Genomic DNA, 14682 nt, shown 5'->3' with positions numbered 1-14682 from the left:
GGTGGAACCTTCTTCTTCTGGTGGATCGGTCAGGCGGTGAGGCTCAGGTGGTGCTGCGCGGTTCCTCGGGCAGGACCGAGCGGACGAACTCGCGGAAGGCTTCGGTCACGTCGCGGCCGGCCTCCTGCGCCCGCTCCACGGCCGCCACCGCGGCGGAGCCGATGATCGCGGCGTCGGCGCCGGCCGCGCCGACCGCCTCGACGTCCTGCCGTGTGCTGACCCCGAAGCCGACGGCGATCGGGGAGTCGGTGTGCGCCCGGAGTGCGGTGACCGTCCGCGCCAGCGCGGCATGGCCTTCGGCGGGTGCGGTCCCGCTGCGTCCGTAGTGGGCGACGAGGTAGAGGTAGGCCGAGGCGTGTGCGGCGGCCAGCGCCTGCGTCCCGGGGTCGCTCTTGGCGTAGCAGGTGGTGACGACCGGGAGGCCGGCCGCCGCGGCGGATTCCAGGTGTTCCTCGCGCAGCCTCGGCGGCAGCGCGTGCACCAGCAGCCCGTCCGCTCCCGACGCGGCGATCTCGCGGGTGGTGGCGGCCAGGTCCCGGTGCTTGAGGGAGTGGCTCCAGTCGGCGAGCAGGGCGATCCGCAGGTGCGACAGGTGCGGCCGTACGTCCGCGATGAAGGCGAGTACGTCGTCCAGTCCGGCCCCGCCGCGGTCCAGGGCCCGGCGCGCGGAGCGCCGGACGACCGGGCCGTCGGTGACCGAGTCGGGGAACGGGACGGCCAGTTCCAGGCAGTCCACGCCCTCCTCGTCGAGCATCAGGACCAGGTCCCGCAGGACCGGCAGGGGCGGGTCGCCCGCGTTGAGGAACAGCGCCAGTCCGGGCACCCCGCCGGGGGTGCGGCGGGCGAAGAAGGGAGCGGGGGCGGGTGCGTTCGCCGCGGTCGGGGCCGCGAGGGTCCCCGCCGCCGTGGGGCTAGACACTGGCCACCGCCAGGGTGCGCGGAGCCGGAGCCGGGGCCTTCGCCGCGGCCGCCGCCGCCAGGCGCTGCGCCAGGTCGTGGGCGGCGCCGGAGCGGACGGCCTCCTCGGCCAGCGAGACCGCGGAGGACCAGTCCCGGCGGTGGCCGGCGGCGACGACCAGGGCGGCCGCACCGAGGCAGACCGTACGGGTGGCCACCCGGCCCGCCGCTCCGGAGAGGACGGAGAGGAAGTGGTCCACGGCCCCGGCCGGGTCGGCGGCCGGCCGGAGGTCGCCGAAGGAGCCGTCGCCGGGGGTGAGTTCGCCCGGCCGGATGATCCGGGCCGGGGAGCGGTCCCCGTGGATGGTGTTGGTGGCGAAGGGGAGCAGTTCGTCCGCGCCGGTGTCGTTGGTGGTGAGCCAGATGCGGCGGGTCGTGGTGGTCGCGGCGAGCTCCCGCAGGGTGTCGATCGGTGCGGCCGCCGAGACCCCGGTGACCTGGGCGGCCACCGGCAGGTCGGCGAGGAAGGGGCCCAGGGCGTTCAGGAACCGGCCGAAAGGCTTCATGCTCGTCGGGGCCACGGTCCGGGCCAGCCGGGTCAGCTGGGCCGGGTAGACGAACGGCCCGGCGAAGGCGATCCCGAAGGCGTCGAGGGTGTCCTCGGTCTGGGCGTAGGAGGAGGTGAGACGGACTCCGAGCCGTTCCAGCAGGTCGACGGAGCCGAGCGAGCTGGTGTAGGCCCGGGAGCCGGTTTTGACGACCTTGACCCCTGCGGCCGCGGCGACGAACGCCGAGGCGGTGGAGATGTTGAAGGTCTTGGGCCCGCCGCCGGTGCCGACGACGTTCACGGTGCCTTCCCAGGGGGTGGTCACCGGGCCCGCCGGCCGGCGCTCGGCGAGCGAGTCCAGCAGGTGGCGCAGGGTCCGGTGGTCGGGGAGCCGGCTGGTCAGGGAGGCCAGCAGGGCGAGGACCTCGGCCTTGTCGAGGCCTCCCGCGCCCAGCTGGTCCCACCAGGACCGCCAGGTCTCGCGGTCGACGGGAGCCTTCTGCTCCAGCAGACCGGTGAGTGCGTCGTGCACGGTCGTCTCCGTCTCGTCTCCGTCGTGGCCGTCGGGTTGCGTGGGTGGTTGGCCTAGGCGGCGGCCGTGCTGCGGGCCTGGCTGATGAAGGTGTCGATCGCCTCGACGCTGCGGAAGTTGTTGGGGTCCAGGTCCTCGTCGCCGATGGCGAGCTCGAAGCGGTCCTCGACCCAGGCGATCAGCTTGAGGACGCCCAGGCTGTCGATGACCCCGTCGTTGAGGAGGTCGTGCTCGACGGCCAGCTCGGAGGCCGGGGTGCCCGGGAGGAACTCGGTGATGACGAAGTTCTTGATCGTGTCGACGTTGCTCATGACGGATTCCTTAGACGAGAGGTGTGGCGACGGGTGTGGTGGTGAGGCTCAGCTGGTCGAGCCGGTCGAGCGCCTTGCGGTCGACCTTTCCGGTGGCCGTCTTCGGCAACGGCACGTCGGTGAGGGTGAGCTGGTGGGGCACGGCGGCCCTGGGCAGGTGCCGGGCGCAGTGCGTACGGAGCTGGAGGCCGGTCAGCGTGGACCCGGGGGCCCGCTGGACTCCTGCGATGAGCCGCTTGCCGGCGATCGGGTCGGGCAGGGCGGCGACGCCGGCTTCCAGGACCTCGGGGTGTTCCTGCAGGACCCGTTCGATCTCGGCGGTGTTGACGGCGACCCCGCGCACCTTGACCTGGAAGTCGGTGCGGCCGGTCAGGTGCAGGGTGCCGGCGGCGTCGCGCCGTACGAGGTCGCCGGTGCGGAACCAGCGGCGGTCGTCGAGGCCGAGCGGGTGGCCGGTGAACTTGTCGGCGTGCCGGGTCCGGTCGAGGTAGCCGCGGGTCTGGAACGGCGTGGAGACGAACAGCTCTCCGCTGCCGGGGCCTTCGACGGGGGCGAGGGTGTCGGGGTCGAGGACGAGGGTGAGCACGCCCGGCAGCGGGCGGCCGATCGGGACGGGCGGGAAGGAGGTGGCCGACGTGTCGACCTCGTGGATGAAGCTGTCGTTGGTCTCGGTGCAGCCGTAGATGTTGTGGATGCGGGCCTTGGGGAAGAGGGCGGGCAGGGCGGCGAAGGTCCGGTCGGGGATGGCGTCCCCGGTGAACATCACGTGCTCGACGCCGGGGAAGGTGTCGCCGGTCTTGGCGGCGGCGTCCTGGAGGAGCCCGAAGGCCATCGGTACGGCCTGCACCACGTGCACGTCGTGGCGCCGGACCAGGTCGCTGAGGTGGCGGCCGTGGGCGGCCAGTGCCGGGTCGACGAGGACCACGCGTCCGCCGCGGGCGAGGGTGGTCCAGACGTCGAGGAGGCAGAGGTCGAAGTTGAGGGGGGCGTAGTTGAGGACGGTCCGGTCGGGGCCGATCTCGAAGGCGTTGCCCGCCCACCGGGTGAAGCGGTCCACGGCGCCCAGGCTGATCGGGACGATCTTCGGGAGGCTGGTGGAGCCGGAGGTGGTGAGCATGAAGGCCGTGTCGGCGGCCTCGTCGGCCGGCAGCGGCTGGGCGGCGACGTCCGGGTTGGGTGCGACCCGGGCGCTCTCGCCGCCGGGGGCGAGGACGTGGGCGCAGCCGGCCTGGGCGAACAGATCGGCGAGCAGGGTGTCGGCGAGGGCGGGGGACGGGAGCAGCAGCGGCCGGTGGGAGAGCAGGCATCCGAGTACGAGGGCCACGGTGGCGGGGGACTTGTCGGCGAGGACGCCGACCGGCACTCCGGGGGCGAGTCCGAGCCGGGCGAGCCGGTCCCGTTCCTGCCCCGCCAGCTCGTACAGCTCGCGGTAGGTGGTCTCCTCCCCGTTGAAGACGAGGGCGGTGGCGTGCGGCCGGTCGCGGACCTGGGTCAGGAAGCCGCCCAGGAGGCCGAGTTCGACGGCGGGAGTGCTCGGGATCCCGGTCACGGCGCCTCACCCGCCCCCTGCGCGGCCGGCCGGTCGAACTCGATCCAGCCGCTCTTGACGGCGGCGCCCTTGGGCGTCTTGCAGGTGAAGCGGACGACGCGGGCCTCGGCGTCGGGCTGGAGGGCGATCTCCAGCGGGATGCCGGGCGGCACGGGGGCCGAGAAGCGGCAGCCGAGGCCGCGCACCGTGGCGGAGTCGCCGTCCGCGAAGCGGTCCACGGCCTCCTCCACGGCGAGGGCGACGACGCTCATGCCGTGCGCGATGACGGTGTCGAAGCCGGCCCCGCGGGCCGCCTCCTCGTCGAGGTGGATGGGGTTCAGGTCGCCGGAGGCGTGGGCGTACGTACTGATCCAGTCGGTGGTCAGCTCGTGCACCGCGGTCTGCGCCTCGCCCGCCCCGAGCGGGGTGGGGGCGGCGGGGCCGCCAGCGATGTCGCCGAAGGGCTCCAGCAGGGTCGCGCCCACCAGCAGGGCGGAGATGACGAGTTCCGCGAAGGGCTCCGGGCCGTCCTCGCCGATGAGGCGGACCCGCAGCGCGATCCGGGCGCCGCGCGGCTCCTTGCGTATGCCGACCACGTCGAGGCGTACGGTCACCTCCTCGCCGGGCCGGACGGGGCGCAGGGTGCGGATGTCCTGGCCGAGGTGGACCACGGACACCGGGCCCGGCTCGGCCTCGGTCAGTGCGGCGACGGTCTGCTCGGCCACGGTGTGGGCGAGGACGAAGGTGTGGACGGGCGAGGCCTGGCCGGGGCGGGCGGTGGTCAGCCCGCGCCGGGCGGCGCCGCGGTAGTCGGTGATCTGGGGCTCGGTGACGGTGAGCGTGCGGACCGGGGAGGGCAGCGACAGGAGCGTCATACCGGCGTCACCACCACGGAGGAGTTGTGGCCGCCGAACCCGAAGGAGTTCGTGATCGCGGGTCCCGAGGGCACGGTGCGGGGTGCGCCGTGGACGACGTCGATGTCCATTCCTGGCTCCAGCTGTTCGTGGTTGGCGGTGGGCGGCACCTCGCAGTGCCGCATGGCCTGCACGGTGGCGATGAGTTCGACGGCCCCGGCGGCGCCGATGAGGTGGCCGATGACCGACTTCGGGGCGGTGACGGGCGGCTGGGAGGTGCCGAACACCTTCCTCAGGGCCGCCGCCTCGGACCGGTCGTTGTGCGGGGTCGAGGTGCCGTGCGCGTTGACGTGCACGATGTCGGAGGGGTCGAGTCCTGCGTCGGCGATGGCGCCGGCCATGGCGTCCGCGGCTCCCGCACCGTCGGGGAGCGGCATCGCGAGGTGGTGGGCGTCGGCGGTGGCGGCGTACCCGGCGACCAGCCCGTACGTCTTCGCGCCGCGGGCCAGCGCGTCGTCGAGCCGTTCCAGTACGACGAACCCTGCGCCCTCCCCCATCACGAAGCCGTCGCGGTCCTTGTCGAAGGGGCGCGAGGCGTGCTCCGGGTCGTCGTTGCGGAAGGAGACCGCGTTGAGGTTCCCGAAGCCGGCCAGGGTGACCGGGGTGAGCGTGTGCTCGGCACCGCCGGCGATGACGAGGTCGGCGCGGCCGGTCTGCAGCAGCATCAGGGCGTGGCCGATGGCGTCGGCGCCGCTGGCGCAGGTGTTGGCGACGGTGAGGGCGGGGCCGGTCCAGCCGAGCCGGATGGCGATGTGCGCGGCGGCCGCGTTGGGCATCGTCATCAGCGGCATCAGCGGGTTCACCTTGGCCGGGCCGCCCTCGGTGAAGTGGGCGGACTCCAGGTCGCTGGTGGCGCGGCCGCCGACGGCGTTGCCGACGACGATGGCGGTGCGGCCGGCTTCGGCGGTGGGCGATCCCGCGTCGCGGTGGGCGGCGAGGGCCGCGGCCGTTCCGTAGTGGGCGAAGGGGTCCATCCGGCGGGCTTCCTTGGCCGGGACGAGCCCGGCGAGGCCGTCGAGGCCGCGGACGCGGCAGCCGATCTTCACGCGGTGGCGGCTGAGGTCGAAGTGGGTGAGCTCGGCGGCGGTGGACCGGCCGGCCCGCAGCGTCTGCCACAGCTCGTCCGGGGTGCACCCGCCGGGGGTGACCACGCCCATGCCGGTGATGGCTACGGGCGGCCGGGCCGAACTGCCCCTGGACGGTCCAGGCATGTCTGCTCCCTGAAGGGTGTGAACGGTCGTCGTGAGGGCGGTCAGATGATCCGGCACTCGCGCGCCGACTTGATGAAGGCCTCGGCCGCGAACTCGAGGTCCGCCTTGGTGTGGGCTGCGGTGATGGCGATGCGCAGCCGGGCCAGGTCGTTGGGGACGGCCGGGGTGACCACGGGGAGGCCGATGACGCCGTTCTTGCGGGCGACGGTGGCGAGGTCGTAGGCGGAGTCGTCGGAGCCGGCGATGACCGGGACGACCGCGGTCTCGCTGTCGACGGTGCTGATCCCGGCGTCGTTGAGGGTGTCGCGGAAGCGCTGGGACTCCTTCTGGATGAACTCGACGCGCTCGGGCTCGCGCTGCAGGATCCGCAGGGACTCCAGGGCCGCGCCGGTCTGGGCGCCGCCGAGGGCCGCGGAGAAGAGGAAGGGGCGGGCCGCGTAGCGCAGGTGGTGGATGAACTCGGCGGAGCCGGCGACCCAGCCGCCCATGGAGGGGATGGCCTTGGAGAGGGTCCCGAGCTTGACGTCGACCTTCACCTCGTAGTTGAAGTGCTCCTCGATGCCCTTGCCGGTGGCACCGATGACGCCGAGCGCGTGGGCCTCGTCGACCATCAGCAGCGCGTTGTGGGCGTCGCAGACCTTGCGCAGGTCGACCAGGGGGGCGATGTCGCCGTCCATGGAGTAGACGCTGTCGACGATGACGAGGCGGACGCCGGTGTCGGGGGCGGTGGCGAGGCGGCGCTCCAGGTGGGCGACGTCGTTGTGGCGGAAGCGGACGACCTTGGCGCCTGAGAGCTTGCAGCCGTCGACGATGCTGGCGTGGTCGTACTTGTCGATGAAGACGGTGTCGCCGGGGCCGACGATCGCGCCGACGGTGCCGGTGTTCGCGGCGTAGCCGGAGCCGAAGACCAGTGCCTTCTCGCGGCCGGCCACCTTGGCGACCTCGGCCTCCAGCTCCTCGTGCAGGGGGGTCGTTCCGGCCAGGGCGCGGACGCCGTGGTTGCCGGTGCCGTAGAGGTCGACGGCGGCCTTGGCGGCCGCGACGACGCGCTCGTCGCCGGCGAGGCCGAGGTAGGAGTAGCCGGACATCATCAGCAGCCGGCGGCCGTCCTGGTCGGCGTACGCGGAGTCCCGCTCGGCCGTGTAGGCGACGAAGCTGTTCTTCCGGTTGGGCTCGTATTCCAGCTGCGCGACGCGGTCGCGGAAATACGCCAGCTTCGGCTCCAGGCGCTTCCAGGCAGCGGATGAGTTCACGTTCTTCTCCTCGTCGTGATCGTCCGGCTGACCCGGAACTCCATCGGTGCTCCGCCGTTTTTCCGGCTCGGCTCTAGTGGAATTCCATTAAGGCTCGGGGGGCGCAAGAGCGACGCAAGAGCAGGCCGCCGCTATTCTCTGAATCGCACGACCTTGGGGGACTCGGCCGGATTGACGACCGTTTCGGAGAGTGCATAGTGCTGATCAGACTCGTAGGCCTTGTCACGATCGAGCCGGACGGAGCACCGCCACAACACCTGTCGAGCGCCCAGGCACAGGTGGCCTTCGCACGACTGCTCATGGAGCGCGCCGGGGGCACGGACCGTGACCAACTGGCCGAAACCATCTGGCCCGAGGGCCTGCCGGACACCTGGGCGTCCGCGCTGCGCAGCCTGGTGAGCCGGGTGCGCACCTTCGTCACGACGCCCGGGGACCAGCCGGGGGTCACTCCCCTCATCGCGCAGGGCGGCCGTTACATCCTGCGACTGCCGCAGGACGCGGCCGTGGACGTGGAGTGCGCCGAGATCGCCGTGACGGAGGCCGCCGAGGCGTACGCGGCGGGGGCCTACGCGGTCTCCCAGCAGCTCGCGGCCGGCGCGGTGTCGAACCTGCGCGGCTCGTTCCTGCCCTCGCACGAGGGCGAATGGGTCGACGCGATGCGCGAGCAGCTCGAGGAACTCCGCCTGAAGGCGCTGGAGATCGCGAGCCTGTCCTCCTCCGCACTGGGCGACGAGCACCACTCCCTGCGCTACGCGGAGGAGGCCGTGCGCCGGGCCCCGTTCCGGGAGAGCGCCTACCGCTGCCGGATGACGGCCCACTCGAGGGCCGGCAACCGCGCCGAGGCGCTGCGCAGCTACCAGCAGCTGCGCGAGGTGCTGGCGGAGGAGCTCGGCATAGACCCCGCCCCGGAGACGGAGGCGGCCTACCTGGAGCTGCTGCGCACTCCGGAGCCCAGGCCGGCCCCGCGCTCGTGCACCTGCCTGGACCCGGTGCTGATGGGGGTCTTCGAGGTGGACCACCGCGCGCCCGGCACCCGTTCACCGGCCGCCGGCTGCGTCACGCACCGGGTGGCGTCCTCCCCCGCCGCCTGATCCGCCCCTGCCCCTGCCCCTCCGAAACGTACGAAAGGCCGCCGCCGCGGAGTCTCCGCGGCGGCGGCCTTTCGTGCAGCTGCACGCACGTACGACGAGAGGCTCCGGCCTCCCCGGGGGGTGGGAGGCCGGAGCCGAGGGGGCGACCGCGGGGGTCAGGTGATGGACACCCCGCTGTCGATGCTGATGACCTGGCCCGTCATGCAGTCCTGGTCCAGGAAGAGCCCGACGCTGCGCGCGACCTCTTCGACCGTGACGAAGCGCGGGATGGGGGCCTTGTCCTCCATGCCCTCGATCACCCGGTCCGGAAGGGTGTTCGTCATGCCCGTGATCATGAAGCCGGGCGAGAGCGCGTTGACCGTGACTCCACGGCGGCCACACTCGGACGCGAGGGTCCGGGTGAAGCCGATCAGACCGGCCTTGGACGCCGAGTACGCCGTCTGTCCGGCCGTCGCGATGATGCCGGACGGGGACACGATGTTGATGACCCTGCCCCACCGCTGCCGCAGCATGTACGGCACCGAGACACGCGCGGTGTGGAACGAGCCGATCAGGTTGGTCTGGATGACCTGCGCCCAGTCCGCCGGGTTCTGCATGGCCATCAGGCTGTCCTTGCGGATGGCCCCGTTGTTGACGAGGACGTCCACCGGCCCGAGCTCGTCGGAGATCTGCTGGTAGAGGGCCTGGGTGGCCTCCCACGAACCGACGTCACCGGTGACCAGCACCGACGGGTTGGTCAGCTTCTCCTGGACCGCCTCGGCTCCCTCCCGGGAGCTGTTGTAGTGGACCGCGACCCGGCAGCCCAGCGCGTCCAGCTCCAGCGCCAGGGCCTGGCCGAGGCCGCCCGAGGCACCGGTCACGAGCGCGACCGGGGACTCCGGCCGCACGCCCGCACTGTTCTTGCTCATGCCGCGACACCGCCCCATTCCATCAGGATCGAACCCCATGTCATGCCGGCTCCGAAGCCGGCCAGCAGGACCTTGTCGCCCGCCTTGATGCGGCCCTCCTCCAGGGCCTCGGTCAGCGCGATCGGGATCGACGCCGAAGCCGTGTTGCCGTACTTCTGGAGGTTGGTGATCAGGGCCTCCTGGCGGAGCCCGGTGTGCGACAGGATCGAGTTGATGATCCGGATGTTCGCCTGGTGCGGTACGACGTGGTCGATGTCCGCCGCGTCCACCTTGGCGTTCTCCAGCGTCTCGCGCACCGTGCGGACGGTGTAGCGGACGGCGTTGAGGTAGATCTCGTTGCCGTTGATCTGCGCGTAGTGGAGGCCCGCGTCCAGCGTCTCCTGCGTGGTGGGCATCCGGCTGCCGCCGGCGAGCACCTTGAGGGAGCCGGTGCAGGCGCCGTCCGCGCCCAGGTTCCAGGCCTTGACCCGGTTCTCGGAGCCCGGCTGCAGGACGATCGCGCCCGCGCCGTCGCCGACGAGGATGGACAGGTCCCGGTCGGCCGGGTTGGCCGTCAGGGTGTGGGTGTCGGAGCCGATCAGCAGGATCGGACGGGGGTCGATGGCGATCAGGGCCATCGCGGACACCAGCCCGTACACGAAGCCGGCGCACTCCGAGTTGACGTCGTGCGCGCTTCCCGCGATGTCCAGCTCGTGGTGGACGAACGCGGACGTCGCGGGGGACGGCTGCTCGGGCGTGGCGGTCGCGACGATGAGGTGGGCGATGTCGGCGCCGGTCAGGCCAGCCTTCTCCAGCGCACGCCGGCCGGCCTCGACGGCCAGGGAGGCGGTGGTCTGCCCCGGGTCGACCGCCCGCCGCTCGCGGATGCCGCAGCGGCTGGTGATCCAGTGCTCGTCCACGCCGAAGCGCTCGGCGAGTTCGGCACTGGTGACGATGCGTTCGGGTACGGACATGCCCCACCCGGTGATGTCGAAGCCGGTCACGTCACCCCTCGCTACGCCTGAGCCGGGACGAGCTCGACGATCTTCGCGTACACGTCACGCAGCGTGGTCGTGTCGTCGAGGTCGGCGAAGAGGGACTCGTCGGCCGGGATGTGCGGGTACTGGTTCTGGAATCCGTACAGCCACTCCATCAGGTCCAGCGAGTCGACGTCCGCGATGTGCTGGAGCGGGGCGTCGGGGCTGACCTCCGCGGCACCCGAAACGGCCTCGAGCTGGCTCGCCAGTTCTTCGATGGTGGGCAGCGACATGGGGTCGGTCCTCTCTCGGCAATGCAACTCGGCAGTGCGTGTCTGGTTTTCGAGAGCGATAAAAGCTGCGCCCCCGCAAGGAAGGCGCAACACCGGCCGGTGGCGTGAAACCGGCCCGTCTTGCGCACGCCTTGCGGGGCATCCGGTTTTCTCTGACGCGAATTCGGAAATACGGCCCGCCGGACACGCAGGAAAGAGGATCAGGATGACAACGGTCGCCCCCAAGTCGGTGGACCCCGAGGTCGATGCGATCAGGCACCACTACGAGGTCAGCAACGATTTCTACCGGCTCCTGCTGGGCCCCACGATGATGTACTCCGGCGGCTACTGGGAGGACGGCGAGGACCTCGTCGCCACCCTGGACGAGGCCCAGGAGCGCAAGCTCGACAAGTTCGCCGAGCTCGCGGGCGTCAAGGCCGGCTCCACCAAGCGCGTCCTGGACGTCGGCTGCGGCTGGGGCACCATGCTCAACCGCCTCACCACCGTGCACGGCGCGGAGCAGGCCGTCGGCCTGACCCTCTCCCGTACCCAGGAAGCGTTCATCGACGGGCTGAACAACCCGAAGATCACCACGCTGGTCCAGAGCTGGGCGGACTACAAGGTCGCCGACGACAGCGAGAAGTACGACGCGGCGTTCTGCATCAACGCGCTGGAGCACTTCGTCTCCTCCAACCTGCCGCCGAAGGAGCGCACCAAGCGCTACCGCTACTTCTTCCAGCAGATCGCGAACGCCCTGAACCCGGGCGCGAAGTTCGTGCTGCACACCATGACCGCCGAGGCGCTGCCGATGAACCGCGCGCTCCTCGACGACCTGAAGTTCCTGCAGCGCTCCGAGTTCGAGGGCTGCCACATCCCGCACCTGCACGAGCTGAGCTCCGCCGCCGAGGGTCTCTTCGAGATCGACGAGATCGTCAACGAGCGCGAGTCCTTCGCGATGGCCTGCCGCGCCTGGCTGGTCCTGCTGGCCGAGCGCCGGGACGAGGCCGTGGCCATGGAGGGCGAAGAGGTCGTCTCCCGCTTCGAGCGCTACCTCGACATCTTCGCGTACACGCTCGAGGACAAGTTCTTCAACAACTTCCGCGTCACCATCACCCGCCGCTAAGGAGGCCGACGTGGCGAGCATTCTCAACCCGGCCACCGACGGCGGGGCGCTGACCGGTACGGCAGCCGCCCCCGGCGGTGGCGGCCCGACCCGGCACCTGCGGGTCGCGGTCATCGGCACCGGCTTCTCGGGCCTGGGCACCGCCATCCGGCTGCTGCAGTCGGGCATCGACGACTTCCTGGTGTTCGAGCGGGCCGACGAGGTCGGCGGCACCTGGCGCGACAACAGCTATCCGGGTTGTGCGTGCGACGTCATGTCCCACCTCTACTCGTTCTCGTTCGCCCGGAACCCGAACTGGAAGTCGACGTTCGCCTCCCGCGACGAGCTGTACGCCTACCTGCGCGATACGGCCGACCGCTTCGGCGTACGCCCGCACATCCGGTTCGGGCACGAGCTGGAGGCCGCCCGCTGGGACGAGGGCGAGCGGCACTGGAAGATCCAGACCTCGCAGGGGCAGTACACCGCCCAGTTCCTGGTGACCGGCACCGGCTACCTCAGCGAGGCGGCCGTACCGGACATCAAGGGCCTGGCGGAGTTCGAGGGCAAGGTCTTCCACTCCTCGAACTGGGACCACGACCACGAGCTGGCCGGCCGCCGCGTCGCCGTCATCGGCACGGGCGCCTCGGCGATCCAGTTCGTCCCGGCGATCCAGCCCGAGGTCGGGCACCTGGACCTCTACCAGCGCACCCCCGCCTGGATCGGCCCCAAGCCCGACAAGCCCAACACCCCGCGGCACACCGCGATGCTGCGCTCGGTCCCCGGCTACCAGCAGTTCCGGCGCGGCTTCAACATGTGGGGCCGGGAGATCCTCGCGTTCTTCTGGAAGCGCCCCAAGCTCGCCGAGAAGGTCCAGAAGATGGCGAGCGACCACCTGGAGAAGTCGGTGAAGGACGAGGCGCTGCGCAAGCGCCTGACGCCGGACTACCTGGTGGCCTGCAAGCGGCTGCTGTTCTCCAACACCTGGTACCCGGCGATCCAGCAGCCGAACGTGGAGATCGTCACCGACGGCATCGCGGAGGTCCGCGCCAAGTCCATCGTCGGTACGGACGGGGTCGAGCGCGAGGTCGACACCATCATCCTGGGCACCGGTTTCCAGGCCACCGACCGCCCGGTCGCGCGCCGCATCTGGGGCAAGGGCGGCGTACAGCTGCGCGAGGCCTGGAAGGACGGGATGTCCGCGCACCGCGGCACCACCATCGCCGGCTTCCCCAACCTCTTCATGCTGCTGGGCCCGAACACGGCCCTGGGCCACTCCTCGCAGACCGTGATGATCGAGGCGCAGGTCCAGTACATCGTGGACGCCCTCCAGCAGGCCGAGAAGCGGGGCCTGGCCAGCATCGAGGTCCGGCAGGAGGCGCAGGACGCCTACAACCGCAAGCTCGACGAGCACCTCGAGGGCACGGTCTGGATGTCGGGCGGCTGCAAGAGCTGGTACCTGGACGCCAACGGCCGCAACACCTCGATCTTCCCCACGTACACCTGGCGCTTCCGCCGCGGCACCAAGCGCCTGGACCTGAGCGAGTACCAGCTCGCCTCCCGGGTGCGCAGCACCAAGCCGGTACCTCACCAGTAGGAGACGTACGCAGATGAGCAGCACCCAGAGAAACGCCGCGGGCACCGCCGCCGAGCCGTCCCGCCGCCGGGTCCTCGGCGGGATCGCCACCACGGCCGTGGCGATCGTCGGCTGGAACACCGTCTCCCAGACCTGGGCGACGGCCGCCGAGGCCGGCAGCTCCGACGTGGTCCCCGTGCCGGGCCTGGTCGGCACCCTGGAGACGGCGCCGGCCACGGTCGAGGCCTTCGCCAACGACTTCGGCCACCTCTTCGACGGGGCGCCGAGCAAGCCGTGGGCCGTGCTGCGGCCGGGTGGCGTGGACGACATCGTCAAGATCGTCAACTACGCCCGCGCCAACGGCATCAAGGTCGCCGTCAACGGTCAGGGCGGCACCGGCAACGACATCGAGTCGCACTCGGTGTACGGGCAGGCGCGCGTCCCGGGCGGCATCTCCATCGACGCCAAGGGAATGTCGAAGATCCTGTCGATCGGCAGCGACCACGCGATCGTCGAGGCCGGCGTGACCTGGGGTCAGCTGACCGACGCCACCCTGAAGGTGGGCAAGACCCCGCCGGCGCTCCCCGACTACCTGTACATCTCGGTCGGCGGCACCATCAGCATCGGCGGTATCGGCGGCACGGTGCAGCGGTACGGCCTGCTGTGCGACACCGTGCAGTCCATCGACATCATCACGGGCGACGGCAAGCTGGTCACGGCCACCGCGACGGTGCGTCCCGAGCTGTTCAACGCGGCCCTGTCGGGCGGCGGCCAGGTCGGCATCATCGTCCGGGTCAAGGTCAGGCTGATCCCGGCGCCGAAGCGCTCCGTCATCTTCAGCCTGTTCTACGCCAACGTCGAGACGTACCTCGCGGACTCGGAGAAGGTGCTGGCCGAGGGCCGGTTCCAGGTCCACGCGGGCGAGATGCTGCAGAAGCCGGACGGGTCGGGCTGGCGCTACAAGCTGGAGGTCGGCGCCACCTACAACACCACCCCGCCGGACCGTGCGGCGCTGCTGTGCGGCCTGCAGGACGTCCGGGCGGACGCGGTCATCGAGGACGTGTCGTTCCGGGACTACATGTTCCGGCTCGACGGCTACGAGGCGGTGCTGAAGGAGGGCGGCCACTGGTACACGCCCAAGCCGTGGCTCAGCATGTTCCTGCCGGCGTCGAAGACCAAGCAGTTCATGAAGCTGGTCGAGCAGGAGCTGGACGCGAACTCCCTCGGCGGCGGGTTCCTGCTCTTCTACCCGTTCTTCACCTCGAAGATCAGGCGTCCGCTGGCGATGATGCCCAACGAGTCCGTGGTCTACCTCTTCGACCTGCTGCGCTTCCCCAACCCGGGCGAGCCCAACATCCAGGGAATGATCGACCAGAACCGCCGCCTGTACGACATCGCGGTGGGCCTGGGCGCCAAGCGCTACCTGGTGGGCTCCATCCCGATGTCGGGCGCCGACTGGCAGAAGCACTTCGGCAACCGCTGGACCGGCTTCGTGAACGCCAAGAAGAAGTTCGACCCCAACAACATCTTCACGCCCGGCCAGGGTTTCTTCGCCTGACAGCAGGAACCTGACCGGTCGTGGAGCAC

General features: G+C 71.1%; 14 protein-coding genes. 4 read left to right on the top strand and 10 right to left on the bottom strand.

The window, feature by feature from the left end; all coding sequences use genetic code 11:
• Positions 1–43: 43 nt before the first annotated feature.
• Genes trpA through ACIGFK_RS36590 form a run of 7 tightly spaced genes read right to left on the bottom strand, consistent with a single transcriptional unit; the run spans position 44 to position 7193 of the window.
• The gene (gene trpA / locus ACIGFK_RS36620) at positions 44–919 is read right to left on the bottom strand and encodes a tryptophan synthase subunit alpha (protein ID WP_400055323.1); all 876 of its coding nucleotides are present in this window, start codon (positions 917–919) and stop codon (positions 44–46) included.
• Positions 912–1976, bottom strand: coding sequence for a hypothetical protein (locus ACIGFK_RS36615; RefSeq protein ID WP_376656249.1), 1065 nt, complete (start codon positions 1974–1976; stop codon positions 912–914). The genes trpA and ACIGFK_RS36615 overlap by 8 nt, the downstream gene beginning before the upstream one ends.
• A gap of 53 nt (positions 1977–2029) precedes the next feature.
• Entirely contained in the window at positions 2030–2287 is a 258-nt protein-coding gene (locus ACIGFK_RS36610) for a phosphopantetheine-binding protein (protein ID WP_376656250.1), read from the bottom strand.
• A gap of 10 nt (positions 2288–2297) precedes the next feature.
• Positions 2298–3836 (bottom strand): AMP-binding protein, encoded by a 1539-nt coding sequence (locus tag ACIGFK_RS36605; RefSeq protein WP_376656251.1) that lies wholly within the window; start codon positions 3834–3836, stop codon positions 2298–2300.
• Positions 3833–4690, bottom strand: a complete 858-nt coding sequence (locus ACIGFK_RS36600) for a MaoC/PaaZ C-terminal domain-containing protein (RefSeq protein ID WP_400055321.1) — start codon at positions 4688–4690, stop codon at positions 3833–3835. The genes ACIGFK_RS36605 and ACIGFK_RS36600 overlap by 4 nt, the downstream gene beginning before the upstream one ends.
• Complete coding sequence (locus tag ACIGFK_RS36595; RefSeq protein ID WP_376656253.1) at positions 4687–5940, bottom strand: beta-ketoacyl-[acyl-carrier-protein] synthase family protein; 1254 nt, start codon at positions 5938–5940, stop codon at positions 4687–4689. The genes ACIGFK_RS36600 and ACIGFK_RS36595 overlap by 4 nt, the downstream gene beginning before the upstream one ends.
• Positions 5941–5981: 41 nt before the next feature.
• Positions 5982–7193: an aminotransferase class I/II-fold pyridoxal phosphate-dependent enzyme gene (locus tag ACIGFK_RS36590; protein ID WP_376656254.1), complete on the bottom strand. Its 1212-nt coding sequence runs from the start codon at positions 7191–7193 to the stop codon at positions 5982–5984.
• A 197-nt stretch (positions 7194–7390) separates the two neighbouring features.
• On the opposite strand from ACIGFK_RS36590, the gene ACIGFK_RS36585 reads away from it, so the two are divergent.
• The gene (locus ACIGFK_RS36585) at positions 7391–8284 is read left to right on the top strand and encodes a BTAD domain-containing putative transcriptional regulator (RefSeq protein WP_376656255.1); all 894 of its coding nucleotides are present in this window, start codon (positions 7391–7393) and stop codon (positions 8282–8284) included.
• 155 nt (positions 8285–8439) lie between these two features.
• Here ACIGFK_RS36585 and ACIGFK_RS36580 read toward each other — a convergent pair whose 3' ends face one another.
• From ACIGFK_RS36580 to ACIGFK_RS36570, 3 genes are read right to left on the bottom strand one after another with little or no spacing between them, the layout of a single operon-like run.
• Complete coding sequence (locus ACIGFK_RS36580; RefSeq protein ID WP_386468794.1) at positions 8440–9192, bottom strand: SDR family NAD(P)-dependent oxidoreductase; 753 nt, start codon at positions 9190–9192, stop codon at positions 8440–8442.
• The gene (locus tag ACIGFK_RS36575; RefSeq protein WP_376657919.1) at positions 9189–10175 is read right to left on the bottom strand and encodes a 3-oxoacyl-ACP synthase III family protein; all 987 of its coding nucleotides are present in this window, start codon (positions 10173–10175) and stop codon (positions 9189–9191) included. Before ACIGFK_RS36575 ends, ACIGFK_RS36580 begins: the two co-directional genes overlap by 4 nt.
• Positions 10176–10186: 11 nt before the next feature.
• Positions 10187–10441, bottom strand: a complete 255-nt coding sequence (locus ACIGFK_RS36570; protein ID WP_219665194.1) for a hypothetical protein — start codon at positions 10439–10441, stop codon at positions 10187–10189.
• Positions 10442–10646: 205 nt separating this feature from the next.
• On the opposite strand from ACIGFK_RS36570, the gene ACIGFK_RS36565 reads away from it, so the two are divergent.
• Genes ACIGFK_RS36565 through ACIGFK_RS36555 form a run of 3 tightly spaced genes read left to right on the top strand, consistent with a single transcriptional unit; the run spans position 10647 to position 14653 of the window.
• The gene (locus ACIGFK_RS36565) at positions 10647–11543 is read left to right on the top strand and encodes a class I SAM-dependent methyltransferase (protein WP_376657918.1); all 897 of its coding nucleotides are present in this window, start codon (positions 10647–10649) and stop codon (positions 11541–11543) included.
• 19 nt (positions 11544–11562) lie between these two features.
• A complete protein-coding gene (locus ACIGFK_RS36560; RefSeq protein ID WP_376657922.1) occupies positions 11563–13116 on the top strand; it encodes a flavin-containing monooxygenase in 1554 nt (517 codons plus the stop codon).
• Between the two features lie 13 nt (positions 13117–13129).
• Positions 13130–14653, top strand: coding sequence for an FAD-binding protein (locus ACIGFK_RS36555; RefSeq protein WP_376657917.1), 1524 nt, complete (start codon positions 13130–13132; stop codon positions 14651–14653).
• Positions 14654–14682 lie beyond the last annotated feature (29 nt).

The sequence above is a fragment of the Streptomyces sp. NPDC085524 genome, from assembly GCF_044541755.1.
In the GTDB taxonomy this organism is placed as follows: domain Bacteria; phylum Actinomycetota; class Actinomycetes; order Streptomycetales; family Streptomycetaceae; genus Streptomyces.
This window is presented reverse-complemented; position numbering and strand designations above follow the sequence as displayed.